The organism is Actinotalea soli, from assembly GCF_017565425.1.
Taxonomy (GTDB): domain Bacteria; phylum Actinomycetota; class Actinomycetes; order Actinomycetales; family Cellulomonadaceae; genus Actinotalea; species Actinotalea soli.
In genome coordinates this window covers 242,582-266,714 of the sequence record NZ_JAGEMK010000001.1, presented here as the reverse complement: position 1 = coordinate 266,714, position 24,133 = coordinate 242,582, and the positions used below count along the sequence as shown (strand labels likewise).

Below are 24,133 nucleotides of genomic sequence, written 5' to 3'. Positions count from 1 at the left end.
CGGGCACGGCGTGCGCCCGGCCAGGACCGTGTGTCGGCGCGACGTGATGGGATGACGCCGTGAGCGAGGGGAGCGGGACGGAGGACCAGCCGACCCTGGCTGGTCTGCCCGCACCGAAAACCCGCCGGACGCGACCCCGGGCCACCGGGCCGCTCGCCGCCGCTCGACCGGTCGCCTCGGTCGCGATCGACAGGCCGCAGCCCCACCTCGACCACGCCTTCGACTACGCAGTCCCGGCCTCGCTGGACGAGGCCGCGCAGCCGGGTACCCGGGTCAAGGTGCGCTTCGGTCACCAGGACGTCGACGGCCTGGTCCTCGAGCGCCGCGACGAGGCCGAGCACGACGGGGAGCTGGCGTCGCTGCGGAAGGTCGTGTCGGCCGAGGTCGTCCTCACTCCCCGGGTCCGCGAGCTCGTGGACGCGGTCGCGCGGCGCTACGCGGGGACCCGGTCCGACGTCCTCCGGCTCGCCGTGCCGCCGCGGCACGCCCGGACCGAGCAGGAGGCGTGGGCCGCCGGGGGGCAGACGCGCACGGCGGCGACCGCTGAGGACCGGCCCGCCGCCCACGGGCAGGAGTCCTCGCCCGGGACCCGCCACCAGAGCGTGTCCACCGGCCCGGTCTCGCCGTGGGAGGCGTACACCGGTGGCCCCGCGTTCCTGCGTCGCGTCGCCGCAGGAGAGGCGCCGCGTGCCGTGTGGACCGCTCTGCCCTCGTCCTCGGGCACCGGCTGGGCCGCCGAGCTGGTCGAGGTCGTGACCGCCGCGATCGCCGGTGGCCGCGGTGCCCTCCTGGTGGTGCCCTCGCTGGCTGACGTGACCGTCCTCGAGCAGGCGTTCGAGGCGAACGGTCTGACGCCGTGGCAGCGCGGTGAGCAGGGCGGATGGGTCCGTCTGGTGGCCGACGACGGTCCGTCCGCGCGCTACCGGGCCTTCCTGGCGTGCTCACGCGGAGCGGCCCAGGTCGTGATCGGCACCCGCGCGGCCGCCTTCGCCCCGGTCCGCGACCTCGGCCTGGTGGTGTGCTGGGACGAGGCCGATCCTCTGCACGCCGAGCCACGGGCCCCCTACCCCCATGTGCGCGAGGTCCTGGCGCTGCGCAGCACCCTCGAGGGGGCCGCTCTGCTCGTCGGCGGCCACGTCCGCTCCTCGGTGGTCCAACGCTGGGTCGCTGCCGGGTGGGCCCATCCGCTCGTGGCGCCGCGCGAGGTCGTCCGGCGTCGTGCACCGCGGGTCCGTGCCCTGACGAGCACGGAGCTCGCGGCCGAGGGCGCCGGGGCGGCAGCCCGCCTCCCCAGTGCGGCCTGGCGGGTGATCCGTGCGGGGCTCGAGCGGGGCCCCGTGCTCGTGCAGGTGCCGCGAGCGGGCTACCTGCCGAGCGTCGCCTGCTCCCGGTGCCGCACCCTGGCCCGGTGCTCCGCCTGCCACGGCCCGCTCGCGGTGGACGAGCGTGGTGGACCGCCCCAGTGCCGATGGTGCGGGCACCTGGCCGGCGCATGGCGGTGCGAGGAGTGCGGGGCAGCGGACCTGCGTTCGGTCCGCGTGGGGTCAGGACGCACCGCCGAGGAGCTGGGCCGCGCCTTCCCGGGGGTGCCGGTCGTCAGCTCGGGGGCCGGCACCACGGCGGGGGTGGTCGCGGCGGTCGGGCCCCGTCCGGCCCTGGTCGTCGCGACCCCAGGGGCCGAGCCGAGGGCGAGCGAGGGCTACGTTGCCGCGGTACTGCTCGATGCCGCCGTCGTGACCAACCGCCCTGCCCTCGACGTGGCCGAGCAGGGGCTGCGCACGTGGATCGGGGCTGCCGCCCTGGTGCGGCCGGCGCCCGAGGGAGGGGTCGTCGTCCTGGTCGGCGACGGCGCCCCGGTGCCCACCCAGGCCCTCGTGCGCTGGGACCCGGTGGGACTGGCCGAGCGAGAGCTGGCCGAGCGCACCGAGCTCTCCCTGCCCCCGGCGGTGCACATGGTCGCGGTCGACGGCCCGCGCCACGCGGTCGAGGGGTTCGTCAAGGGCCTCGCGCTGCCCCCCGAGGTCACAGTCCTGGGCCCGCACGTCCACGAGCCGAGCCACGCGGGGGAGGTGGACCGGACCCCGGTGCTGGACCCGGAGCAGGAACGTCCGGTCCGTGCCCTGGTGCGCTCACCCTGGACGCTCGCCCCGCAGGTCACGGCTGCCCTGGCTGCCGCGGTGGCCACGCGCAGCGCACGCCGGGAGCCGGGCGCGGTCCGGCTCCGGGTCGAACCGACCGAGATCTTGTGACCCCGGCAGGCCCGGCCGGCCACGCGGCCTAGGATCGTCGGATGCGCCTGCTCTTCGCCGGGACCCCAGAGGTCGCCCTCCCGGCCCTCGACGCCCTTCTCGACTCCGAGCACGAGGTCGTCGCGGTGCTGACCCGGCCGGACGCCCCCGCCGGTCGCGGCCGTCGACTCGCCGCGAGCCCCGTCAAGGAGCGAGCCCTCGAGGCCGGCCTCCCGGTCCTCACGCCGACGAGCCTGCGTGCGGAGGGCGTGCCCCCGCGGCTCCGCGAGCTCGCGGTGGACTGCGCACCGGTGGTGGCCTACGGCGGGCTGATCCCGCCGAACCTGCTCGACCTGCCGACCCACGGCTGGATCAACCTGCACTTCTCCGTCCTGCCCGCCTGGCGCGGGGCCGCACCGGTCCAGCACGCGCTGCTCGCGGGCGACGAGGTCACCGGAGCCACGACCTTCCGCATCGAGGAGGGCCTGGACACCGGTCCCGTGCTGGGCACCCTCACCGAGAGGGTGCTGCCCACCGACACCGCGGGGGACCTGCTCGACCGCCTCGCCGCCGCGGGGGCCGGGCTGCTGACCGCGACCCTCGACGGTCTCGCCACCGGGAGCCTGGTCCCCGTGCCCCAGACGACCGAAGGGGTCAGTCACGCACCACGGCTGACCACCGAGGACGGGCGCCTGCGGTGGGAGCAGCCCGCCCTGGCCGTCGATCGACGCGCCCGCGCCTGCACCCCCGCCCCCGGGGCGTGGACGACCGACCCGGCCGGTACGCGACTCAAGCTCGGTCCCGTGCGCCCGCGGCCCGAGGTCACCGATCTCGAGCCGGGGGAGGTGCGCGTCGAGCGCTCCGAGGTCCTCGTCGGGACGGCGACCCACGCGGTGGCCCTCGGCGAGGTCGCACCGGCGGGCCGACGGATGATGGCCGCCACCGACTGGGCCCGCGGCGCGCGGCTCGCCTCGGCCGCGAGGCTGGGCTCGTGACGGGGGACCGGCGCGACCAGCGCGGCCGCGAACGGGGACCTGCACGTGCCGGTGGCCGTGCGGCACGGACTGCCCAAACCCCCGCCGAGCGACGCCGCACGGGCGATCCCGCGCGCACCGCGGCCCTCGACGTGCTGGGCGAGGTCGCGGCCTCGGACGCCTACGCCAACCTCGTGCTGCCCCCGATGCTCCGGTCCCGGGGGATCCGGGGGCGTGACGCGGGGTTCGCCACCGAGCTCGCCTACGGGACGCTGCGCCTCCAGGCCCGGTACGACGCCGTGATCGAGCTCGCTGCCCAGCGCCCCACCGAGCGGATCGACCCGCCTGTCCTGGACCTGCTCAGGCTCGGTGCTCACCAGCTGCTCGGCATGAGGGTCCCGGCGCACGCCGCTGTCTCCGAGACGGTCGGGCTGGCCCGTTCCCGGTCGGGGGTCGGCGCCTCGCAGTTCGTCAACGCCGTCCTGCGCAGCATCGGCGCGACCCCCGTCGAGGAGTGGCTCGAGCGGATCGGCGCGACGCTCGAGGACCCCGTCGAGCGTCTCGCGCTGCAGCACAGCCACCCGGCATGGGTGGCCCGTGGCCTGCGGCAGGCCCTCGTGGCCGACGAGCGTGCACCCGAGGAGCTCGAGGCCCTGCTCGAGGCGGACAACGCGGCCCCGGCCGTGACCCTGGTCGCCCGGCCGGGGCTCGCGGACCGCGACGAGGTCGTGGCCGGCTCCGAGGCGGTCGCCGGACGCTGGACACCCACCGCGGCCGTCCTCGACCGCGGGGACCCCACCGCGGTGCCCGGCGTCACGGAGGGCACCGTCGGTGTCCAGGACGAGGGCTCTCAGCTCGTCACCCTCGCCCTGGCTCAGGTCCCCGTCGACCGGGACGGGGGACGGTGGCTCGACCTGTGCGCGGGTCCCGGGGGCAAGGCTGCCCTGCTCGGCGCGATCGCGGCCGGGCAGGGTGCCACGGTCCTGGCCAACGAGCTCCAGCCGCACCGCGTGCGGCTGGTCGAGCGGAGCGTCCAGGCGGTGCCGCCCGGCACGGTCGAGGTCCGCCTCGGCGACGGACGCACCCTGGGTGAGGAGCTCCCGGCGACCTTCGACCGGGTGCTGGTCGACGCGCCCTGCACGGGCCTGGGCGCGCTGCGCCGTCGGCCCGAGTCCCGGTGGCGCCGGCAGCCCTCGGACCTCGGCCCACTCAGCGCCCTGCAGCGAGACCTCCTCGGAGCTGCTCTCGACGCCGTGCGCCCCGGCGGCGTCGTCGCCTACGTCACCTGCTCGCCGCACGTCGCAGAGACCACGCTCGTCGTCCGTGACGTGCTCCGGCGCCGCACCGACGTCGACCAGCTCGACGCGCGCGACGCGGTGCGTGCTGTCGCCGGAGACGACCTGCCGCTCGGCCCCGGGCCCCACGTCCAGCTGTGGCCCCACGTGCACGGGACGGATGCGATGTTCCTCGCGCTGCTGCGACGCCGTCCTCAGGACGGGACGACCACCGGCGCGGGAGACTGACCCCATGGACATCCTCGTCTCGCCGAGCATCCTCGCCTCCGACTTCTCCGACCTGGCCGGGGAGCTCGGCCGGATCAGCACGGCCGACTACGCCCACGTCGACGTCATGGACAACCACTTCGTGCCGAACCTGACCCTCGGTCTGCCGGTGGTCGAGCGGCTCGTCCAGGTGTCGCCGGTGCCGATCGACACCCACCTCATGATCGAGGACCCCGACAGGTGGGCTCCCGGGTTCGCCGAGGCGGGCGCAGCCTCGGTCACCTTCCACGCCGAGGCCGCCCAGGCGCCGGTCCGGCTGGCCCGGGAGCTGCGAGGACTCGGAGCACGGGCCGGGATGGCCCTGCGTCCGGCGACCCCCGTCGAGCCCTTCGTCGACCTGCTCCCCGAGCTCGACATGCTCCTGGTGATGACCGTGGAGCCCGGCTTCGGCGGCCAGTCGTTCCTCGACGCGACCCTGCCCAAGATCCGTCGGACCCGCCAGGCGATCACCGAGGCCGGGCTCGACGTGTGGGTGCAGGTCGACGGCGGCATCTCCGCCGAGACCGTCGAGAGGGCCGCCGAGGCCGGCGCCAACGTCTTCGTCGCGGGCTCGGCCGTGTACGGGGCCGAGGACGCCGCCACGGCGATCGACGAGCTGCGTCAGAGGGCTCGGGACGCGCACACGCACCGGTAGGTCCGTGCGCGCAGGAGCGCTGTGGCAGACTTGGCGCAGAACACGTACGTGCTCCGGGGTCGGTGAAAGTCCGAGCCGGCGGTGACAGTCCGCGACCCGGTCCACGGCGCCTCACGGCGTCAGGACCGGTTGACCTGGTGGAACTCCAGGACCGACGGTGAAAGTCCGGATGGGAGGAAGCACGTGGCGTCCGTCGTGCAGGCCGTCGAGCCCGCGCCGACGCGACGTCGTGTCGCGACGTCCCGTCGTGCGACCCCGGAGCCCTGAGCGACCGGAGGTGGGCACGCATGGACAGCACGCGCGAGAGCGGGCCCACGGGGCCGGACGCCGCTCGGTCGAGCACTGCCGAGGAGACCGCCGCTGGGCGGACTCCCGCCGACCTCACCACCAGCATGCGCCGCGCCTTCGAGCTGGCTCGCCGGGGGCCCGCCCACGGGCCGAACCCGCGGGTGGGCTGCGTCCTGCTCTCCCCGGACGGCCAGGTGCTGGGGGAGGGGTGGCACCGTGGCGCGGGGACGCCTCACGCCGAGCCCGCTGCCGTGCGCGCCGCCCAGGAGGCAGGGGCTGACACCCGGGGGGCGACCGCCGTCGTCAGCCTCGAGCCGTGCTCCCACACCGGACGGACAGGTCCGTGCACCGAGGTGCTGCTGGCTGCCGGTGTCCGCCAGGTCGTCCACGCCGTGGAGGACCCCGACCCCGTTGCCGCCGGTGGTGCCGCCACCCTTCGTGCCGCGGGGGTCGAGGTGCGCGGCGGGGTGCTCCGGGACGAGGGCGAGGACCTGCTGCGCACCTGGCTGCACGCGGTGCGCCTCGGCCGCCCATGGGTCACGCTCAAGCTCGCGGCCACCCTCGACGGTCGGGTCGCAGCCGCGGACGGGACCAGCCGGTGGATCACCTCCAGGGCCGCGCGGGAGCACGCCCACGCGGTGCGTGCCCAGGTCGACGCGATCGCGGTCGGGACGGGGACCGCCCTCGCCGACGACCCCGCCCTCACGGCGCGCGACGCGGGCGGCGCCCTGAGAGCCCATCAGCCGCTGCGCGTGGTGCTCGGCGCCCGTGAGATCCCGGCCACCGCGAGGCTGCACGGCCCCGGGGGGGAGCTCGTGCAGCTCACCACCCACGACGTCGCCGAGGCCCTGCACGAGCTCGGTCGGCGGCAGGTGCGTCACCTGCTGGTCGAGGGTGGGCCGACCCTGAGCTCGGCACTGCTCCGGGTGGGGCTGGTGGACGAGCTCCACGCCTATCTCGCGCCCGTGCTGCTCGGGGCCGGACCCGGAGCCGTCGGGCCGCTCGGCATCTCGACCATCGCCGAGGCGCTCCGGCTCGAGACCGTCAGCACCGCGCGTCTCGGGCCGGATGTCCTCGTCGTCGCCCGTCCTCTGCCTTCTGACCGCACGACCCATCGAATCCCCACGGAGGAGAGCTGATGTTCACCGGCATCGTCGAGGAGATCGGCACCGTCCTGGCCGTCGTGCAGGGTGAGCAGGACGCGCGCCTGACCCTGCGCGGCCCCCTGGTCGCCCCGGGCACCCGCGTCGGCGACTCGATCGCGGTCGACGGCGTGTGCCTGACGGTCACCGGGGAGGTCGTCGACGCGACCTTCACCGCCGACGTCATGCCTGAGACCCTGCGGCGCAGCACCCTGGGGTCCCTCGCGCCCGGTGCGGCCGTCAACCTCGAGCGCGCTGTGCGGGCCGACGGCCGGCTCGACGGCCACCTCGTCCAGGGCCACGTGGACGGCGTCGGCCGGCTCGTGAGCCGTGACCCCGGCCCCCGCTGGGACGACCTCGTGATCTCGTGCCCCGCGGAGCTGGGCCGCTACGTGGCCGAGAAGGGGTCGATCACCGTGTCGGGCGTGTCCCTGACCGTGACCGGCGTGACCGAGGAGAGCTTCGGCATCTCGCTGATCCCGACCACCCTCGAGGCGACCACCCTGGGGCGGCTCGAGCCCGGCGACCCGGTCAACCTCGAGGTCGACGTCGTTGCCAAGTACGTCGAGCGCCTGCTGGGCGCCCGGCTCAGGGACGACGCCCGCACCACCGACGCCCCCGAGCCCGAGGACGGCCCGGCCGGGCGGGTCTCGCAGCAGGACGGAGCACCAGCACGATGAGCGAGAGCACCAGCACCGCGGCCACCGAGCACGTCGAGGACGCGCCCGCCCGCCCGATCAGCCTGGGCACCGTCGAGGAGGCCCTCGAGGCGCTGCGGTCCGGCCGCCCCGTGCTCGTGGCCGACTCGCCGGACCGCGAGAACGAGGCCGACGTGATCCTCGCGGCCGAGTCCGCCACGGCCGAGTGGGTCGGCTGGACCATCCGGCACTCCTCGGGCTATCTGTGCGCCCCGATGCCCTCGGAGCGCGCCGACGCGCTCGAGCTGCCGCTGATGGTGCCGCACAGCCAGGACCCGCGGCGTACGGCGTACACCGTGACGGTGGATGCCGCCGACGGCGTGACCACGGGCATCTCGGCCTCGGACCGGGCCCGCACCCTGCGGGTGCTGGCCGACCGGGCGGCCGGTCCGCAGAGCGTCATCCGCCCAGGTCACGTGCTGCCGCTGCGTGCCGTGCCCGGGGGAGTGCTGCACCGAGCCGGTCACACCGAGGCCGCTGTCGACCTGTGCAGGCTCGCCGGGCTCGAGCCCGTCGCGGGCATCGCCGAGCTGGTCCACGACGACGGGTCGATGATGCGCCTGGACGCCACGGCCGAGCTCGCCGAGCAGCACGACCTGGTGCTGCTCACCATCGCCGACCTGGTCGCCTGGCGTCGCCGCCACGGAGACCTGCCCGCCGTGGCCGAGCCCGTCGACGCCGATCGACGGGTGCACGCCACCGGGGTCGCGACGTTGCCGACCCGCCACGGGCACTTCCGCGTCCACGGGTACCGGGACCTGCGCACGGGGGCCGGGCACGTGGCCCTCGTGTCGGACGGGATCGGGGTACCGACGACCCTGCCCGTCGTCCGGGTGCACTCCGAGTGCCTCACCGGTGACGCCTTCGGGTCCCTGCGGTGCGACTGCGGGCCACAGCTCGACGCCTCGCTCGCGCAGGCCGCGCGCGAGGGCGGAGCGGTCGTGTACCTCCGGGGGCACGAGGGGCGCGGGATCGGCCTGCTGTCGAAGATCGACGCGTACGCCCTCCAGGACGCGGGGCGTGACACGGTCGAGGCGAACCTCGAGCTCGGGCTCCCGGCCGACCGACGCGAGTACGGAGCCGCTGCGGCGATCCTGCACGACCTCGGTCTGGGCGCCGTCCGCCTGCTGACCAACAACCCGGCCAAGGTCACCGGGCTCACGGCCCATGGCGTCGAGGTCGACGAGGTGCTGCCCCTCGAGGTCGGCCGGACGACCGAGAACGCGGCATACCTGCACACCAAGGCGGTGGCGATGGGCCACCTGCTGTCCCACCACGAGGAGGACCCACGATGAGCGGAGCCGGAGCACCGACCCTCGAGCTCGACGGCCGCGGGCTGCGCGTCACGATCGTCGCCGCGAGCTGGCACACGACCGTGATGGACGGGCTGCTCGACGGCGCCCGGCGGGCCTTGGCCGAGGCAGGGGTGACCGACGTCACTGAGGTGCGCGTCCCGGGCTCCTTCGAGCTGCCGGTGGCCGCCGCCCGGGTCGCACGCAACGGCGTCGACGCGGTGGTGGCCCTGGGAGTCGTCATCCGCGGTGGCACCCCCCACTTCGAGTACGTCTGCTCGGCCGCGACCCAGGGGCTCACGGACGTCTCGGTGCGCTCGGGGGTGCCCGTCGGCTTCGGGCTCCTGACCTGCGACGACGAGGCTCAGGCCCTCGATCGCGCCGGCCTGCCTGGTTCGCGCGAGGACAAGGGCACCGAGGCGGCGCAGGCCGCCGTCGCGACCGCCCTCACCCTGCGGCGCGTGTGAGTCCTCCCCACCGTGCCACGCACGGGCGGGCCCTCCGCCTCCTGGACGAGGACGGGCCCGCCCGGCTCGGGCGTCTAGGCTCTGGACCGTGAAGACCTTCGACTCGTTGTTCGCCGAGCTGGCTGAGAAAGCCGCATCCCGCCCCGAGGGGTCGGGGACCGTCGCCCAGCTCGACGCGGGGGTGCATGCGATCGGCAAGAAGGTCGTCGAGGAGGCCGCCGAGGTCTGGATGGCCGCCGAGCACGAGGGGGAGGAGCGCACCGCCGAGGAGATCTCCCAGCTCCTGTACCACCTCCAGGTGCTGATGCTCGCCCGCGGCCTCACCCTCGAGGACGTCTACGCCCACCTGTGATCCGGTGACCGCCGCCGCATCCCGGGCCCACCGCCCGGCCCGTGCGGCACGCTCCGTCCCCCACCTCCTGCAGAAACCCAACCCCGTGAGGCCACCGTGCTGAGGATCGCCGTCCCCAACAAGGGCTCCCTGTCCGAGCCCGCCGCCGCGATGCTGCGTGAGGCGGGCTACCGCCAGCGCCGCGACTCGCGCGAGCTCGTCCTGCCCGACCCCGACAACGACGTCGAGTTCTTCTTCCTGCGCCCGCGGGACATCGCCGTCTACGTGGGCAAGGGCACCGTGGACGCCGGCATCACGGGCCGAGACCTGCTTCTCGACTCGGGGGCCGAGGCCGTCGAGCACCTCGAGCTCGGCTTCGCCGGCTCGACCTTCCGCTTCGCGGCCCCGGCGGGCCGCCTGAGCCAGGTCTCGCAGATCGACGGCCTGCGGGTCGCGACCTCCTACCCGGTGCTCGTCGCCGAGCACCTGCGGTCCCAGGGGGTGACACCCACGGAGGTCGTCCGGCTCGACGGCGCGGTGGAGACCGCGATCCGCCTGGGTGTCGCCGACGTCATCGCCGACGTCGTGGAGACCGGCTCGACCCTGCGCGCTGCCGGGCTCGAGGTCTTCGGGGAGCCCCTGCTGCGGTCGGAGGCCGTGCTCGTCCGGCGCGAGGAAGGGCCCCAGCCCGTGGGCCTCGACGTCCTGACCCGACGACTGCAGGGGGTGCTGACCGCGCGCCAGTACGTCCTGATGGACTACGACGTCCCCCTCGAGCTGGTCGACGCCGCCGTCGCGATCACCCCGGGCCTCGAGTCGCCCACGGTCTCCCCCCTGCACAACCGGGAGTGGGCTGCAGTGCGCGCCATGGTCCGCCGCGACCACACCAACCGGGTCATGGACGCCCTGTACGACGTGGGGGCGCGGGCGATCCTGGTCACCTCGATCCACGCCTGCCGGCTCTGACGACCGTCTGCTGCACGCGATGACCGACCGCTCGGCCCCGCAGGGTCCACCGGGCCCACCCGGCCTGCACCGACCCTTCCGTCCGCGGCTGGCACGGGTCGTCAGCCTCGGTCTGGCCGTGCTGGTGGCCCTGACCTCGGTCGCCCTGGTGCTCGGGCTGCCCTCGGTCGCCCCCTCCTGGGACACCCCGGCGAGCCGGGTGAGCATCCTGGCCTTCGGAGCGTTGATCGTGTGGTTCCTGGCCCGGCAGGCCGGGGTGGTCGCCCGTCCCGACGAGTCGGGGCTGACGGTGCGCAACCTGGCCGTGACCCGGCACGTGACCTGGGCCGAGATCGTCTCGGTGCGGTTCGGTCAGGGCCGCCCCTGGGTGCAGCTCGACCTGGCCGACGGCGACGTCCTGCCGGTCATGGCCGTGCAGTCCGCAGACGGTGCCCTCGCGGCGGCCGAGGCTCAGCGGATGGCCACCCTGGTGGCCTACCACTCACGGACCGCGCGGGACGACTGACCACCTCAGCCTCAGGCCCCCGGAGCGACCCGCCCCGCGTGCACCCCGGCGACGGCCGCAGCCACGAAGGCCAGCGGGTCCTCCTCGAGGCCGCGCCCCATGGTGCTGAGCCGGACCGGGACGTCGGCGAGGTCGGCCCGGAGGGCGGCGCCGGCCTCGACCTCGACCAGCTCGTGCCGGCCGGTGGGTCGACACAGGGCCGCGGCCTGCTCGCGGACCTGGGCGAGCAGCTGGTGCTCGGCGGCCGAGAGCTCGCCGGACGCGTCGCGGTCGCGCTGCGCGACGGGCAGGACCGGGACGACGACCTCGGCCGGGGCCAGGGCGACCCGCCCGTAGGCGGTGGTCGAGTGGTGCGAGACCCCACGGTGCCGCTCGCGGGGGTCCGCCCCCGAGACGCGCAGGGACGCGACCGGTCGCCCACCGAGCACGGCCGCGGCGTTGAGGGCCTCGCCAGCAGCCACTCCGCTGAAGCCCCAGCGGGTGCCCGTGCCGAGGTTCCCCGGCCCCTGGGCGACCACCGTGACGTCCGCCCCGACGACGTGCCGCGCGGCGAGGAGTCCGGTGTGCACGGTGACGGCCTCGAGGTCCCCCCCGTACGCCTGGCCCACCGTCACGCACGCCTCGAGCCAGCCCGCCTCACGCAGGGCCGCGACCGTGCGCGAGAAGGCTGCAGGCAGCGCCCCTCCGTCGGTCATGACGTACGCGACCCGCAGTCCTCGGCCCGCGTCGGCAGCCGCCCGGCGCACGCCCGCCACCACGGCCGGGACGGCCGAGTGCAGGTCCGCGACGACGACGGGCATGCCAGCCAGGTCGTCGGCCTCGCGCAGGGTCTCGTGATGGGGGGACTCCTGCTCGTCGACCCCCAGGACCATGCTCTGCAACGGCGTGTACCGCGCCTTGACCAGGTGCCCCGGGCCCGCGGGCGGGTCGGCCGGCAGCGCGTCGGGCAGCGCGACGACGAGGGCGTAGCCGCCCGTGCCGAGCCCACGGGCCTGGGCGGACACGTTGAGCAGGACCCGGTCGCCGACGGTCGGGGACCCGACCACGTCGGTGTAGGCGAGAGCCCTGCGCTCCGGGCCGTCCTCGTCCCGGACGAGGAGCTCGGTGGCCCCGGACCAGGTCCGGCCGAGCGACACCACGGTCCCTGCGCGCCACGTGATCACCCGAGCACGGTACCGGCCGCTAGCGTGGGGGGTGATGTCAGACTCCCTGCCCCCCGCCGAGCGGCTGCTCAACCTCGTCATCGCCCTGGTCAACACGAGCGGGAGGATGACCAAGGAGCAGATCCGCCGCTCGGTCGCGGGCTACGACGCGACCGGGTCCGTCGAGGCCTTCGAGCGGATGTTCGAGCGAGACAAGGACACCCTGCGTGAGCTCGGGGTCCCGGTCGTGACCGTCGCGAACGCCGCCCACGGCGACGACCAGGGGTACCGGGTCGACACCGACGCCTACGCGCTGCCACCCATGGACCTGAGCGCCGCCCAGCTCGGCGTGCTGGCCCTCGCGGCGGAGTTCTGGCAGGGGCAGACCCTGAGCAGCGACGCGGCCCGGGCCCTGACCAAGCTGCGTGTGGTCGGTGCGACCCCGGGCTCGACCGACACCGTCGCGGGGCTCTCCCCACGGATGCACCCGGCCGGTCCCGCCCTCGTGCCGCTCCTCGACGCGGCCCAGGAACGCCGCCGCGTGCAGTTCACCTATCGCGCCGCGAGCACGGGTGAGGTCCGACGACGACGGGTCGAGCCGTGGCGGATCGTCGCGGCCCGCGGTGGGTGGTACCTCGTGGGCCACGACCTCGACCGCGGGGCGCCGCGGGTCTTCCGGCTGAGCCGCATCGACGGGTCCGTCCGCACCCTCGGAGCGCCCGGCGCCTTCGAGGTCCCCGCCGACGCCGACCCGCGTGCCCTGGTCGACAGCGCCCAGGCCCGCGAGACACGGGTCGCGGTCCTCGCGGTGGCCCAGGACCGAGCCGGCGCGCTGCGTGCCCGTGCGCACCCGGAGCCGCCCGAGGCACCCGCCCGCCCGGTCCCTCGGGGCATGGACCTGATCGCCGTCCCCTACGACCGCACGGCGGCCCTGGCCGACGAGATCACCGGCTACACCGACGCCGTCGTCGTGCTCGAGCCACCTCCTCTGCGCGAGGCGGTCGTCGCCCGGCTGCGAGCAGCAGTCGAGATGGGCGACCGGCTGGGAGGGCAGATCCGTGGCTGAGCGCACCCCCGAACGCCTCGTGCGTCTGCTCGGTATGGTGGCCTACCTCGACCGCAACCCGGGCGTGAGCGTGGAGCAGGTGGCCGGCCACTTCGCCGTCAGCTCCGAGCAGGTCCTGCGCGACGTCGACACGCTGTGGATGTCCGGGACGCCCGGGTACTGGCCCGACGACCTGATCGACTTCGACGCGGGCTCCCTCGAGTCCGGGGTGGTGCGGCTCACCCAGGCGCGCGGGATGGAGCACGCGCTGCGGCTGGGCACCAGGGAGGCCGTGACCCTGGTCGCGGCCCTACGTGCTCTGAGCGAGGCCCTCGGCGACGCCCTGGACCCGGCCCAGCGGGACGTGCTGAGCAGCACCCTCGAGGTCCTCACGGCGGCCACGGGGGATGCCGCGGCCACCATGGACGTGCACCTGGCGGTCGAGGCCGCGCCCGAGGTGCTCAGCCGGGTGCGCGCGTCGCTCACGAGCGGGCGCCGCGTCCGCCTGCGCTACGTCGATGCGGCTGACGCGGTGACGGTGCGGGACGTGGACCCGTGGCACCTGCTGACCGGTGACGAGCGTTCCTACCTCGTGGCCTGGTGCCATGCGGCGCGCGGCGAGCGGCAGTTCCGTCTGGACCGGATCCTCGAGCTGACCGAGCTCGAGGAGCCCACGAGCACCCGGCCGTCCGCGAGCCGGGAGGCGGGCACCTTCCGCCCCACCGAGGAGCACGACCGTGTGCGGATCGCCCTGGACGGGCGGGCCCGGTGGGTCGCCGAGCAGCTCCCGGTCGAGGAGATCGTGGAGGGTGAGGACGGCAGCTTCGAGGTCACCCTGCGCCTGGCCTCGCCGGCCTGGCTGCGGCACCTGCTGCTGCGGCTCGCCGACCACGTGCGCGCGGTCGACCCGGCGGCCCTGGCCCACGAGGCCGCGGGCTCGGCGGCTCGCGCCCTCGAGGCCTACGAGGCCTGATCCACCCACGGACCCGTTAGCCTGGGGCCGTGCTCTGGTTCCTCGTCTGGACAGCTCTGGTCCTGGGCTCCCTCGTGGGGGCCTTCTTCCTGCTGCGCCACGTCTACCGGTCGGGCCGCGCGTTGCTCGTCGAGCTCGAGCGTGCCGGCGAGGTGATGGGTGCCGTGGCCGAGCGCGCCGAGGAGCTCGAGCGGCTCGCCCTCGCCCTGCACCCGGTGCAGCCCGTCGAGCTGAGCGATCCCGGGCCGGCACGGGCCAGGCGGGCGGCAGCCCGGCTCGCCACCGCGCGACGGCGCGCTGCTCGGGCGGCGCGGCACGAGGCCACCTACGCACGCTGGCGGGCCTTCTCGCACTGAGGACGAGGGGACCCGGCGGGCCGGCCGGACCGGCTGCCTGCGGGTGCCGTCACGGGACCGGTGCGGCCGACGGTTACGATGGTTCCAGGACGGACCGCGTACGGATGGAGGAAGCTCATGCTTGCCAACCTCAGGGGCATGGAGTGGATCATCCTGCTCGTCATCGTGCTGCTGCTCTTCGGGGCGCGTCGCCTGCCCGACCTCGCGCGCAGCGTCGGCAGGTCGATGAAGATCCTCCGCTCGGAGGTCAAGGACATCCGTCAGGACGACTCCGTGAGCGACCCGGCCGGGTCGACCAACCCCACCACGCCGCCCCCTGCCGCGTCCGCGTCCGGGGCGCGCACGGCAGGGGACCCGGCTGGAGGGACGTCGGCCCCGGGCGCGGCGACCGGGGCGGAGCCCACGACCACCGGCTCGAGATCCACCGCGGGACCTGCAGGCACGGCCTCCGACGACGGTGACCGCCCGCACTGACGCGGCCCGTGCTCCGCGCGGCCGAACCCGCCGCAGCCCGGGTGCACGCATGCCGCTGCGCGACCACCTGCGTGAGCTGCGGACCCGGGTGCTCCTCGCTGCCGCGGGTCTGGCCGTCGGCGCCACGCTCGGATGGTTCGCGTACGGCTCCCTGATCGAACGGGTCCAGGCCCCGTTGGTGCGGATCGCCACGGAACGCGAGGGGCTCGTGGCCCTCAACTACGACGGCCTCGCCACCGCCCTGGACATGCAGATCAAGCTCTCCCTCCTGGTGGGCGTCCTGGTCTCGAGCCCGTGGTGGCTCTACCAGATGTGGGCCTTCATCACCCCCGGGCTGACCCGCCGCGAGCGCTGGTACGGCATCGGTTTCGTCCTCGCAGGGGTTCCTCTGTTCCTGACCGGAGCCTGGCTCGCGTGGACGGTCTTCCCGCTGGCCGTCGAGCTGCTCACCGGGTTCACCCCGGCCAACGCCGTCAACGTGCTGAGCGCGCAGACCTACCTGTCCTTCCTCATGCGGATGGTCCTGGCCTTCGGGCTGGCCTTCCTGCTGCCGGTGGTGATGGTCGGCCTCAACCTGGCGGGCCTGGTCGCCGGCCGTACCTGGTGGGCGGGCTGGCGGTGGGCCGTGATGATCGCCTTCGTCTTCGCCGCGGTCGCGACCCCCACCGCCGACGCGATCTCCCTCTTCGCCCTCGCCCTGCCGATCTGTGCCCTGTACTTCGGCGCGGTGGGGATCTGCGCTCTCGTCGACCGTCGCCGGGCGCGCCGCGAGCTCGAGGTCTGATGCCCCGAGCCCGGCTCGGCGTGGTGGTCAACCCCACGGCCGGCAGCGGACGTGGCCGCCGTCGGGGGGAGCGGGCCGTCGACGCCCTTCGAGCGCGTGGGCACGCCGTGCAGGTGCTCACCGCCTCGGACGCGACGACCGCGGCCGACCGGGCGCGGAGGGCGGTCCTCGTAGGCCTCGACGCCCTCGTGGTGGTGGGCGGGGACGGCATGGTCCACCTCGGGGCCAACCTGGTGGCCGGCACCGGTCTGCCCCTCGGCATCGTGGCGGCGGGGAGCGGCAACGACGTCGCCCGCGCCCTCGGTCTGCCGCGCCATGACGTCGACGAGGCGGTGGAGGCCCTCGACCGCGGACTGGTGGCAGGTGGCCGGTCGATCGATGCGGTGACGGTCGGGACGCCGGGGACGCGGACTCCCGAGTGGTACGTCGCGGTGCTCTCCGCCGGGGTCGATGCAGCCGTCAACGCCCGGGCCAACACGCTGCGCCGTCCTCGGGGGACGGCGCGCTACGTCCGCGCCCTGGCCGGCGAGCTGGCGGGGTTCCGCCCCTACGACTACCGCGTGACCCTCGACGACGGCGTCTGGGCCGGACCGGGGACGCTCGTCGCGGTGGCCAACGGCCCGACCTTCGGGGGTGGCTTGCGCATCGCCCCGGACGCGAGCCTCGACGACAGCCTCCTCGACGTGGTGCTCGCCGGACCTCTGAGCCGTCGAGGTGTGGTCGGGCTCTTCCCCCGCCTGGCGGCGGGGACCCATCTCCGGCACCGGGTCTGCGAGGTCCGCCGGAGCAGGACCGTGCTGCTCGAGGCAGGGCCGTCGGGGCCGCCTCCACCGGTCGCCTTCGCCGACGGCGAGCCGGTCGGGTCGCTGCCGCTCCTGGTCGAGCTCCAGCCCCGCGCTCTCCGCGTCCTGGTCTGAGGCTCGAGCCGGGCGGCCCGTGCAGGGCTGAGGTCCGTGCCTGCCCGAGGGCTCGCCGAGGCCTGGCCCCGTCGGGTCGCGCCGCAGGTGTGTGCCTAGGCTGAGGGCATGTCATCCCCGGCCGAGCGCTATGCCGCCTCCCGCCGTCGAGCCGTCGAGAACCGATCCGAGCTGGGGGTCTTCCGCTCGGGCCTCGAGATCGAGCTCGACCCGTTCCAGGCGGAGTCCTGCGCGGCCCTCGAGGGCGGCCGCGGGGTGCTCGTGGCCGCCCCGACCGGTGCGGGCAAGACCGTGGTGGGCGAGTTCGCGGTGCACCTGGCCCTCGCCCAGGGGCGGAAGGCCTTCTACACCACGCCGATCAAGGCGCTGAGCAACCAGAAGTACGCCGACCTGGTGCGCCGTCACGGTGCCGACCGGGTGGGCCTGCTCACCGGTGACACGACGGTGAACGGTGAGGCCCCCGTGGTGGTCATGACCACCGAGGTGCTGCGCAACATGCTCTACGCGGGGTCCTCGACCCTCGACGGCCTGGGGTACGTGGTGATGGACGAGGTCCACTACCTCGCCGACCGGTTCCGCGGCCCGGTGTGGGAAGAGGTGATCATCCACCTGCCTGCCGACGTCCAGCTGGTCTCGCTCTCGGCGACGGTCTCCAACGCCGAGGAGTTCGGCGACTGGCTGACCATGGTCCGGGGAGACACCGCGGTCGTGGTCAGCGAGGTCCGTCCGGTGCCGCTGTGGCAGCACGTGATGACCCGCGACGACCTCTTCGACCTGTACGCGGGTCATGTGGACCCGACCGCCCCGGGGATCGACCCCCCGATCAACCCCGAGCTCGCCGAGGCCCTGCGCCGTGCCGATCGGAGCGGCGGGGCCCCGTCGTCCCGGGGCGGCGACCGCGGCCGGGGCAGCCGGGGGAGCCGCGGCCAGCGCGGGGGAGGGGGGCACCGGGCGGCGGGTCCGCCCCGCCGCCCGGCCCCACGGTTCGCGGTGGTCGACGTCCTGGACCGCTCGGCCCTGCTCCCGGCGATCTTCTTCGTCTTCTCGCGGGCAGGGTGCGACGCCGCGGTGCAGCAGTGCCTGCGCGCGGGGCTGCGCCTGACCACGGCCGAGCAGGAGGCCGAGATCCGCGCCGTCGTCGAGCAGCGGTGCGCGGCGATCCCTCCGCAGGACCTTGCCGTGCTGGGCTACTGGGACTGGGCGCACGCCCTCGGGCGAGGCATCGCGGCTCACCACGCGGGGCTGCTGCCGCTGTTCAAGGAGACCGTCGAGGACCTCTTCTCGCGGGGACTGGTCAAGGTGGTGTTCGCGACCGAGACGCTGGCTCTGGGGATCAACATGCCAGCTCGCTCGGTGGTCCTGGACAAGCTCACCAAGTGGGACGGTTCGGCCCACGTCGACCTCACCCCGGGGGAGTACACCCAGCTCACCGGGCGCGCCGGACGTCGGGGGATCGACGTCGAGGGTCACGCCGTGGTGGTCGATCACGGGGCGATGGACCCCGTGGCCCTGGCTGGTCTTGCCTCGCGTCGCCTGTACCCGCTGCGCTCGAGCTTCCGACCGACCTACAACATGGCGGTCAACCTCGTCGCCCAGGTGGGCCGGGACCGGGCCCGCGAGGTGCTCGAGACGAGCTTCGCCCAGTTCCAGGCCGATCGCGCCGTCGTCGGGCTCGCCCGCCAGGCCCAGTCCCATGCCGAGGCGCTCGAGGGGTACGCCGAGGCCATGCGCTGCCACCTGGGGGACTTCGAGGAGTATGCCGCCCTGCGCCGGCGCCTCGCGGACCGTGAGAAGGACCTCTCTCGCGACGCGGCCCGTGCGCGACGGCGTGAGGCCGTCGCGAGCCTCGAGGGGCTGCGCGTCGGCGACGTGGTGGAGATCACCGCCGGTCGACGGGCTGGGCACGCCGTCGTCCTCGACACGGGCAAGGACGCGGGCCTGGACGGGCCACGACCCACGGTGCTGACCTCCGAGCGCCAGGTGCGCACGCTGACCGCGGCCGACCTCACCCAGGGGGTGCGTCGGATCACGAGCGTGCGGGTGCCCCGGCAGTTCTCGCCGCGCAACGCCGGGGCCAAGCGTGACCTCGCCTCGGCGATGCGCAGCGCACTGGCCGCCCCGCCCCGGGATCGGGACGGCCGTCCTCGTCCAGCCTCCGCAGCACGAGGCACGCGCCAGGAGCGCACCGCTGACCAGGACCAGACCGCGGCCGACCTGAGGCGCAGGTTGCGCAGCCACCCCTGCCACGGGTGCTCCGAGCGCGAGGACCACGCCCGCTGGGCCGAGAGGTACCACCGGCTGCGCCGCGAGCACGACGGCCTGACCCGCCGCATCGAGGGCCGGACCTCGTCCATCGCGCGGGTCTTCGACAAGATCTGCGACGTGCTCACCGTGACCGGGTACCTCGAGCAGGTCTCCGCTGACGGCCGTGACCGCACCCGGGTGACCGATGCCGGGCAAGGGCTGCGCCGGCTCTACGCCGAGTCCGACCTGCTGGTCGCCGAGTGCCTGCGACGTCAGGTCTGGGACGACCTGGACGCCCCCGCCCTCGCCGCCGCGGTCTCGACGATGGTCTACGAGGCGCGCCGGGAGGACCCCGAGCACGCGCCGCAGGTCCCGGGTGGGCCGCAGGGCCGCCTGGCGCGTGCCCTGGACGAGCAGGTGCGCCTGTGGTCCCGGCTCGACGACCTCGAGACCGAGCGCGGTCTGCAGGCGACCCGGCCCGTCGACCTGGGCCTGGTCCAGCCGGTTCACCGCTGGGCCTCGGGACGGTCCCTCGGGAGCGTCCTGGAGGACACCGACCTCGCGGCCGGGGACTTCGTGCGGTGGTGCAAGCAGGTGATCGACCTGCTCGACCAGATCGCCCAGTCGGCACCGCGTCCCGACACGCGTGGAACGGCGCGGCGGGCAGTCGACCTGCTGCGGCGCGGGGTGGTCGCCTACAGCTCGGTCTGACGCTGCTGCGGGCGCCTCGCTGCGCTACGTTCGGGCCGTGAGCTCCACCCTGTACCGCAACGGCGTCATCCACTCCCGCACGGACCCCTTCGCCCAGGCACTGCTCGTCGCCGACGGCCAGGTCGCCTGGCTCGGCAGCGAGGAGACGATCCACACCGTCATGGACGGCGCCGACGAGGTGGTCGACCTCGACGGCGCGCTGGTGACCCCCGCCTTCGTCGACGCCCACGCCCACGTGCTCGAGACGGGACTCGCGCTCAGCGGCGTCGACCTCTCGGTCGCCGCGGGCGTGATGAGCCTGGCCCAGGCGCTGGACCGGATCGCCGCTGCGGCCCGGGCCGCCCGAGCCGCCGGGCGCCGGGCCCCGCTCCTGGGCCACGGCTGGGACGAGACCGCCTGGCCCGAGGGGCGGCCGCCCTCGCGCGAGGAGATCGACAACGCCACCGACGGCGCCCCCGTCTACCTCGCCCGGGTGGACGTCCACTCGGCTGTGGTCTCCAGCTCCTTCGCGGAGATCTCGGGCTGCGCGGACCTGCCGGGCTGGTCCCCGACCGGGCTCGTCGTCGCCGACGCGCACCACCGGGCCAGGATCGCTGCCCGTGACGTGTCCGACGGAGACCGTGCCGAGCTCTACCGGTCGACACTGGTCGCCGCGGCCCGTGAGGGGATCGCCGCGCTGCACGAGCACAGCGGCCCCTACATCGACACGCGGGAGGGCCTCGCGGGTCTGCTCGCGATGACCGCTGACCCGGCGAGTGGTCTCGCGGCGGTCATCGGCTACCGCGGTGAGCTCTGCGAGACCGCAGACGACGCCCGTGCCCTCCTCGAGGTGATCCCGGGGCTGACCGGGATCGGCGGGGACCTCAACGTCGACGGCTCGATCGGCTCGCGCACCGCAGCGCTGCGTGCTCCGTACGCCGACACGGGGCCGGCGACGGCCGCGGGCACCCTGCAGCTGAGCGCCGAGCAGGTCGCCAACCACGTGGCAGCCGTCACACGCGCGGGTTCGCAGGCGGCCTTCCACGTGATCGGCGACCGGGCGATGGACGAGGTGCTGGTGGGCTTCCGCGCGGCGGCCGACGTCGAGGGCCTCGACCGGGTCCGGGCGGCGGGGCACCGCATCGAGCACGGCGAGATGGTGGACGCCCAGGCACTCGGGACCCTCGTGCTGCTGGGGCTGACGATCAGCGCACAGCCCGCCTTCGACACCGCGTGGGGCGGAGACGCCGGGATGTACGCCCAGCGACTGGGCCCGGCGCGGGCGGCCTCGCTCAACCCTTTCGCGGACCTCGCCGGCGCGGGGGTGCCCCTCGCCTTCGGCTCGGACGCCCCGGTGACCCCGTTCGACCCGTGGGGGGCCGTGCGCGGGGCCGTCGAGCATCACGAGCCGAGCCAGCGGATCTCCGCACGGGCCGCCTTCCGGGCCCACACCCGCGGTGGTTGGCGTGCCGCCCGGCTGGACCACACGGGAGCGGGGGAGATCCGTCTGGGAGCACCTGCGACCCTTGCGATGTGGCAGGTGGAGTCCCTGGCGGTGCAGGTCCCGGACGGGCGGGTCTCGGCCTGGAGCACCGACGCGAGGGCTGGTACGCCGCTCCTGCCGGTGCTGGGTGCGGACGTGCCGCGCCCGACCTGCGTGCGAACCTTGCGCGAGGGTGTCGTGCTCCACGACGCCATCTCCTGAGGCACGTTCCCGACACGCCGCGCGACACGCCGTCGCCCTCCGGCTCACCCCATCGGAGCAGTCGCCGCTGACCTGCGTCGATGGCGCTGACCTGGAGGAACACCGCCTTGACTCGCGCTGGGGACTCGGTAAGTTCGTCCTGTTCCTCCCCGCGGTCGATGCGGGTTGTGCGCCAGCTGGGCCGCACCCCGACCGGGCCCTGACGGGCAACCGCCAGGCGGAGGGCACCGGCTTGGCCCGCGTGTTCAGTAGACAACGGGCGACGCCCCTGCGGGGACGCCGTCGTCCGGTCCGAAGGACACGCGGGCCAGTCGGTCGGTCCGAGAACCGCGGTTAGGCTGTGCCGGTGCCGTTCGCCCCACCCCGCCGCAGGACGACCCTCCTCCTCGCCGTCGTCGGCGGGCTCGTGCTCGACGCAGGGTTCCCCGGCCTCGGCTGGTGGCCGCTGACCTTCCTCGCCATGGCCCTGCTGTTCGTCGCCCTGGGCCGGGACCGCGCCTGGTGGAACACGCTGGTCGGGCTGGTGTTCGGGCTCGCCTTCTTCCTGCCGCACATCACCTGGACCGAGGGCGCCGTGGGCGCTGTGCCCTGGCTGGCCCTGTCGGTGGTCGAGGCGGGCTTCGTCGCGGCCTTCGGTGCCGCCTGGACGTGGGCCCGGAGGGGGGCCGTCACCTGGCAGCGGGCCCGCCTGCAGGTCCCGGTCTTCGCGATCCTGTGGGTCGGGTTCGAGGAGGCCCGCTCGGTGTGGCCCTTCGGCGGCTTCCCGTGGGGACGGCTGGCCTTCTCCCAGGCAGACTCACCGCTCGGGGCGCTCGCCTGGCTGGGTGGGGCGACCCTCGTCTCCGCCGCGGTCGCCGTCGTCGGGGCGGTGGTGGCCCTGGCCCTGATCTCGTTGCGGCGCATCGACGTGGGCAGTGCCAGCGGCTACCTGGTCCTGGCTGTCGTGCTCGTGATCGGCGGGCTCCTGGTCCCCCTGGACAGCCGCGCGCAGGAGGGCACCCTCGCCGTCGGGGCCGTGCAGGGCAACGTCCCCGACCGCGGGCTGGACTCCTTCCAGCAGGCCCGAGAGGTGCTCGACAACCACGTGTCAGGGACCCACGCCCTGCTCGACCAGGTCGAGCCGGGGGAGCTCGACGTGGTGCTCTGGCCCGAGAACGGCTCGGACATCGACCCCCGCGCCGACGCGGACGCGGCCGAGGCCATCAGCGAGGCTGCCCGTGCGGTCGAGGCCCCGATCCTGGTGGGGACCGACAACTTCCCCGAGACGGGCGGACGGCTCAACACGGCGCTCCTCTGGGACCCCGAGGACGGCGCTGGGGCCTCGTACGCCAAGCGGCGCCCGGCGCCCTTCGCCGAGTACATCCCGATGCGGGAGATCGCTCGCCAGTTCTCCGACGCCGTCGACAGGGTGCGGACGGACATGATCGGCGGCGAGGAGGTGGGTGCCATGGCCGTCGCCGTGCCTCGCCTCGAGCGGGACGTCACCCTCGCCCTGGGCATCTGCTTCGAGGTCGCCTACGACGTGCTCATCCGGGAGGCGGTGCAGGAGGGGGGCGAGGTCCTCGTGATCCCGACGAACAACGCGACCTTCGGACGCACCGACGAGTCCACCCAGCAGCTCGCGATGTCCCGGCTGCGCGCGATCGAGCACGGTCGCGCGACGGTGCAGATCTCGACCGTGGGCGTGAGCGCCGTGATCTCACCGACCGGGCTGGTCCGCGAGGAGACCGGGTTGTTCACCGCCGAGCAGATGGTCGCCTCGGTCCCGCTGCGCAGCGAGCTCACTCCGGCGACGCGCTACGGCAGCCACCTGAGCTGGGCCCTGCGGGGCTTGGCCGTGGTCGTCACGGTGGCGGGGATGGCCGGAGCAGTGCGCGTGCGACGTGCGGAGAGGGTCGCTCCGGGTGAGGGCTGAGCCTTCCGCTACCGGGGGCCGCGCCGTCGCTCCACGCGTCCTGGTCGTCATCCCCACCTACGACGAGGCCACGACCCTGCCGGGCACCCTCGGCCGGCTCCGCCTGGCTGTGCCGGCCGCCGACGTCCTGGTGGTGGACGACGCCAGCCCGGACGGCACCGGCCGGATCGCGGACGACCTGGCGACCGAGGACCCTCAGGTCCAGGTGCTGCACCGGACCGGCAAGCACGGCCTGGGCTCGGCGTACGTCGAGGGCTTCGGCTGGGGGCTGACCCGCGGGTACGAGGTGCTCGTCGAGATGGACGCGGACGGCTCGCACCAGCCCGAGGACCTCCCGCGTCTGCTGTCGGCCCTCGCTGCTGACGACCTGCACGGGCCCGACCTGGTGCTGGGGTCGCGGTGGACGCCCGGCGGGTCGGTCGAGAACTGGCCCCGGCGGCGGGTGCTGCTCTCCCGCGGCGGCAACTCCTTCACCCGACTGGTCCTCGGCCTTCCGCTCCGCGACGCGACGGCTGGGTTCCGTGCCTACCGGGCGTCGGCGCTGCGGGCTCTGCCCCTCGACGAGGTCGCCTCGCAGGGCTACTGCTTCCAGGTCGACATGGCCTGGCGCGTGGTCCGGCACGGGGGAGAGGTGCGTGAGGTGCCGATCCGTTTCGTCGAACGGACTCAGGGCCTGTCCAAGATGAGCCGCCAGATCGTTCTCGAGGCGTTCTGGCGGGTCTGCGTGTGGGGCGTCCAGCACCGGTGGGCGCAGCTCAGGCGCACGACGACGACCGCCGCCCGAGGGCGACGGCCGTAGCT

Annotated in this window: 22 protein-coding genes and 1 riboswitch; of the genes, 21 read left to right on the top strand and 1 reads right to left on the bottom strand. The window is 74.8% G+C overall.

Going from position 1 to position 24,133, the window contains the following annotated elements; genetic code table 11:
• The first annotated feature begins 59 nt into the window (after positions 1–59).
• The 11 genes from J4G33_RS01255 to J4G33_RS01205 all read left to right on the top strand — a co-directional run bounded on the left by J4G33_RS01255 (position 60) and on the right by J4G33_RS01205 (position 11,087).
• Positions 60–2,249 (top strand): primosomal protein N', encoded by a 2,190-nt coding sequence (locus J4G33_RS01255; RefSeq protein WP_208054079.1) that lies wholly within the window; start codon positions 60–62, stop codon positions 2,247–2,249.
• 41 nt (positions 2,250–2,290) lie between these two features.
• The gene (gene fmt / locus J4G33_RS01250; RefSeq protein ID WP_208054078.1) at positions 2,291–3,223 is read left to right on the top strand and encodes a methionyl-tRNA formyltransferase; all 933 of its coding nucleotides are present in this window, start codon (positions 2,291–2,293) and stop codon (positions 3,221–3,223) included.
• A complete protein-coding gene (locus tag J4G33_RS01245; protein WP_208054077.1) occupies positions 3,220–4,725 on the top strand; it encodes an RsmB/NOP family class I SAM-dependent RNA methyltransferase in 1,506 nt (501 codons plus the stop codon). The genes fmt and J4G33_RS01245 overlap by 4 nt, the downstream gene beginning before the upstream one ends.
• Before the next feature lie 4 nt (positions 4,726–4,729).
• Positions 4,730–5,398 (top strand): ribulose-phosphate 3-epimerase, encoded by a 669-nt coding sequence (gene rpe, locus J4G33_RS01240; protein WP_208054076.1) that lies wholly within the window; start codon positions 4,730–4,732, stop codon positions 5,396–5,398.
• 44 nt (positions 5,399–5,442) lie between these two features.
• Positions 5,443–5,585, top strand: a riboswitch (FMN riboswitch).
• A 100-nt stretch (positions 5,586–5,685) separates the two neighbouring features.
• Complete coding sequence (ribD, locus tag J4G33_RS01235) at positions 5,686–6,825, top strand: bifunctional diaminohydroxyphosphoribosylaminopyrimidine deaminase/5-amino-6-(5-phosphoribosylamino)uracil reductase RibD (protein WP_208054075.1); 1,140 nt, start codon at positions 5,686–5,688, stop codon at positions 6,823–6,825.
• A complete protein-coding gene (locus J4G33_RS01230) occupies positions 6,825–7,508 on the top strand; it encodes a riboflavin synthase (protein ID WP_208054074.1) in 684 nt (227 codons plus the stop codon). The genes ribD and J4G33_RS01230 overlap by 1 nt, the downstream gene beginning before the upstream one ends.
• Positions 7,505–8,821: a 3,4-dihydroxy-2-butanone-4-phosphate synthase gene (gene ribB, locus J4G33_RS01225; protein ID WP_208054073.1), complete on the top strand. Its 1,317-nt coding sequence runs from the start codon at positions 7,505–7,507 to the stop codon at positions 8,819–8,821. Before J4G33_RS01230 ends, ribB begins: the two co-directional genes overlap by 4 nt.
• The gene (ribH, locus tag J4G33_RS01220; RefSeq protein WP_208054072.1) at positions 8,818–9,285 is read left to right on the top strand and encodes a 6,7-dimethyl-8-ribityllumazine synthase; all 468 of its coding nucleotides are present in this window, start codon (positions 8,818–8,820) and stop codon (positions 9,283–9,285) included. Before ribB ends, ribH begins: the two co-directional genes overlap by 4 nt.
• Before the next feature lie 88 nt (positions 9,286–9,373).
• Complete coding sequence (locus J4G33_RS01215; protein ID WP_208054071.1) at positions 9,374–9,637, top strand: phosphoribosyl-ATP diphosphatase; 264 nt, start codon at positions 9,374–9,376, stop codon at positions 9,635–9,637.
• Positions 9,638–9,733: 96 nt separating this feature from the next.
• A complete protein-coding gene (gene hisG / locus J4G33_RS01210) occupies positions 9,734–10,582 on the top strand; it encodes an ATP phosphoribosyltransferase (protein ID WP_208054070.1) in 849 nt (282 codons plus the stop codon).
• Between the two features lie 19 nt (positions 10,583–10,601).
• Positions 10,602–11,087 carry a PH domain-containing protein gene (locus tag J4G33_RS01205; RefSeq protein ID WP_208054069.1) on the top strand — a complete coding sequence of 162 codons (486 nt, stop codon included), beginning with the start codon at positions 10,602–10,604 and terminating at the stop codon, positions 11,085–11,087.
• A gap of 11 nt (positions 11,088–11,098) precedes the next feature.
• On the opposite strand, the gene J4G33_RS01200 is transcribed toward J4G33_RS01205, so the two are convergent.
• Complete coding sequence (locus J4G33_RS01200) at positions 11,099–12,250, bottom strand: DUF3866 family protein (RefSeq protein ID WP_208054068.1); 1,152 nt, start codon at positions 12,248–12,250, stop codon at positions 11,099–11,101.
• A gap of 34 nt (positions 12,251–12,284) precedes the next feature.
• Here J4G33_RS01200 and J4G33_RS01195 point away from each other — a divergent pair, with 34 nt between their 5' ends.
• The 10 genes from J4G33_RS01195 to J4G33_RS01150 all read left to right on the top strand — a co-directional run bounded on the left by J4G33_RS01195 (position 12,285) and on the right by J4G33_RS01150 (position 24,131).
• Positions 12,285–13,295, top strand: coding sequence for a helix-turn-helix transcriptional regulator (locus J4G33_RS01195; RefSeq protein ID WP_208054067.1), 1,011 nt, complete (start codon positions 12,285–12,287; stop codon positions 13,293–13,295).
• Complete coding sequence (locus J4G33_RS17685; RefSeq protein ID WP_208054066.1) at positions 13,288–14,247, top strand: helix-turn-helix transcriptional regulator; 960 nt, start codon at positions 13,288–13,290, stop codon at positions 14,245–14,247. Before J4G33_RS01195 ends, J4G33_RS17685 begins: the two co-directional genes overlap by 8 nt.
• A 29-nt stretch (positions 14,248–14,276) precedes the next feature.
• Positions 14,277–14,603, top strand: a complete 327-nt coding sequence (locus J4G33_RS01185) for a hypothetical protein (RefSeq protein WP_208054065.1) — start codon at positions 14,277–14,279, stop codon at positions 14,601–14,603.
• A 138-nt stretch (positions 14,604–14,741) separates the two neighbouring features.
• The gene (gene tatA, locus J4G33_RS17360) at positions 14,742–15,077 is read left to right on the top strand and encodes a Sec-independent protein translocase subunit TatA (RefSeq protein ID WP_305852911.1); all 336 of its coding nucleotides are present in this window, start codon (positions 14,742–14,744) and stop codon (positions 15,075–15,077) included.
• Positions 15,078–15,126: 49 nt separating this feature from the next.
• Positions 15,127–15,861, top strand: a complete 735-nt coding sequence (tatC, locus tag J4G33_RS01175; RefSeq protein WP_208054063.1) for a twin-arginine translocase subunit TatC — start codon at positions 15,127–15,129, stop codon at positions 15,859–15,861.
• Positions 15,861–16,778 (top strand): diacylglycerol/lipid kinase family protein, encoded by a 918-nt coding sequence (locus J4G33_RS01170; protein WP_208054062.1) that lies wholly within the window; start codon positions 15,861–15,863, stop codon positions 16,776–16,778. Before tatC ends, J4G33_RS01170 begins: the two co-directional genes overlap by 1 nt.
• Before the next feature lie 108 nt (positions 16,779–16,886).
• Positions 16,887–19,733 carry a DEAD/DEAH box helicase gene (locus tag J4G33_RS01165; protein ID WP_208054061.1) on the top strand — a complete coding sequence of 949 codons (2,847 nt, stop codon included), beginning with the start codon at positions 16,887–16,889 and terminating at the stop codon, positions 19,731–19,733.
• 37 nt (positions 19,734–19,770) lie between these two features.
• A complete protein-coding gene (locus J4G33_RS01160; protein WP_208054060.1) occupies positions 19,771–21,417 on the top strand; it encodes an amidohydrolase in 1,647 nt (548 codons plus the stop codon).
• 346 nt (positions 21,418–21,763) lie between these two features.
• On the top strand, positions 21,764–23,332 hold the full coding sequence (gene lnt / locus J4G33_RS01155; protein WP_208054059.1) for an apolipoprotein N-acyltransferase: 1,569 nt from the start codon (positions 21,764–21,766) through the stop codon (positions 23,330–23,332).
• A complete protein-coding gene (locus J4G33_RS01150; RefSeq protein ID WP_208054058.1) occupies positions 23,322–24,131 on the top strand; it encodes a polyprenol monophosphomannose synthase in 810 nt (269 codons plus the stop codon). The genes lnt and J4G33_RS01150 overlap by 11 nt, the downstream gene beginning before the upstream one ends.
• Positions 24,132–24,133 lie beyond the last annotated feature (2 nt).

Bases quoted from the DNA above. Each gene is read 5' to 3' on its own strand.
- fmt (WP_208054078.1), top strand. From the start codon at position 2,291: ATGCGCCTGCTCTTCGCCGGGACCCCAGAGGTCGCCCTCCCGGCCCTC.
- rpe (WP_208054076.1), top strand. From the start codon at position 4,730: ATGGACATCCTCGTCTCGCCGAGCATCCTCGCCTCCGACTTCTCCGAC.
- ribD (WP_208054075.1), top strand. From the start codon at position 5,686: ATGGACAGCACGCGCGAGAGCGGGCCCACGGGGCCGGACGCCGCTCGG.
- J4G33_RS01230 (WP_208054074.1), top strand. From the start codon at position 6,825: ATGTTCACCGGCATCGTCGAGGAGATCGGCACCGTCCTGGCCGTCGTG.
- ribB (WP_208054073.1), top strand. From the start codon at position 7,505: ATGAGCGAGAGCACCAGCACCGCGGCCACCGAGCACGTCGAGGACGCG.
- ribH (WP_208054072.1), top strand. From the start codon at position 8,818: ATGAGCGGAGCCGGAGCACCGACCCTCGAGCTCGACGGCCGCGGGCTG.
- J4G33_RS01205 (WP_208054069.1), top strand. From the start codon at position 10,602: ATGACCGACCGCTCGGCCCCGCAGGGTCCACCGGGCCCACCCGGCCTG.
- J4G33_RS01195 (WP_208054067.1), top strand. From the start codon at position 12,285: ATGTCAGACTCCCTGCCCCCCGCCGAGCGGCTGCTCAACCTCGTCATC.
- tatA (WP_305852911.1), top strand. From the start codon at position 14,742: ATGGAGTGGATCATCCTGCTCGTCATCGTGCTGCTGCTCTTCGGGGCG.
- tatC (WP_208054063.1), top strand. From the start codon at position 15,127: ATGCCGCTGCGCGACCACCTGCGTGAGCTGCGGACCCGGGTGCTCCTC.
- J4G33_RS01170 (WP_208054062.1), top strand. From the start codon at position 15,861: ATGCCCCGAGCCCGGCTCGGCGTGGTGGTCAACCCCACGGCCGGCAGC.
- J4G33_RS01165 (WP_208054061.1), top strand. From the start codon at position 16,887: ATGTCATCCCCGGCCGAGCGCTATGCCGCCTCCCGCCGTCGAGCCGTC.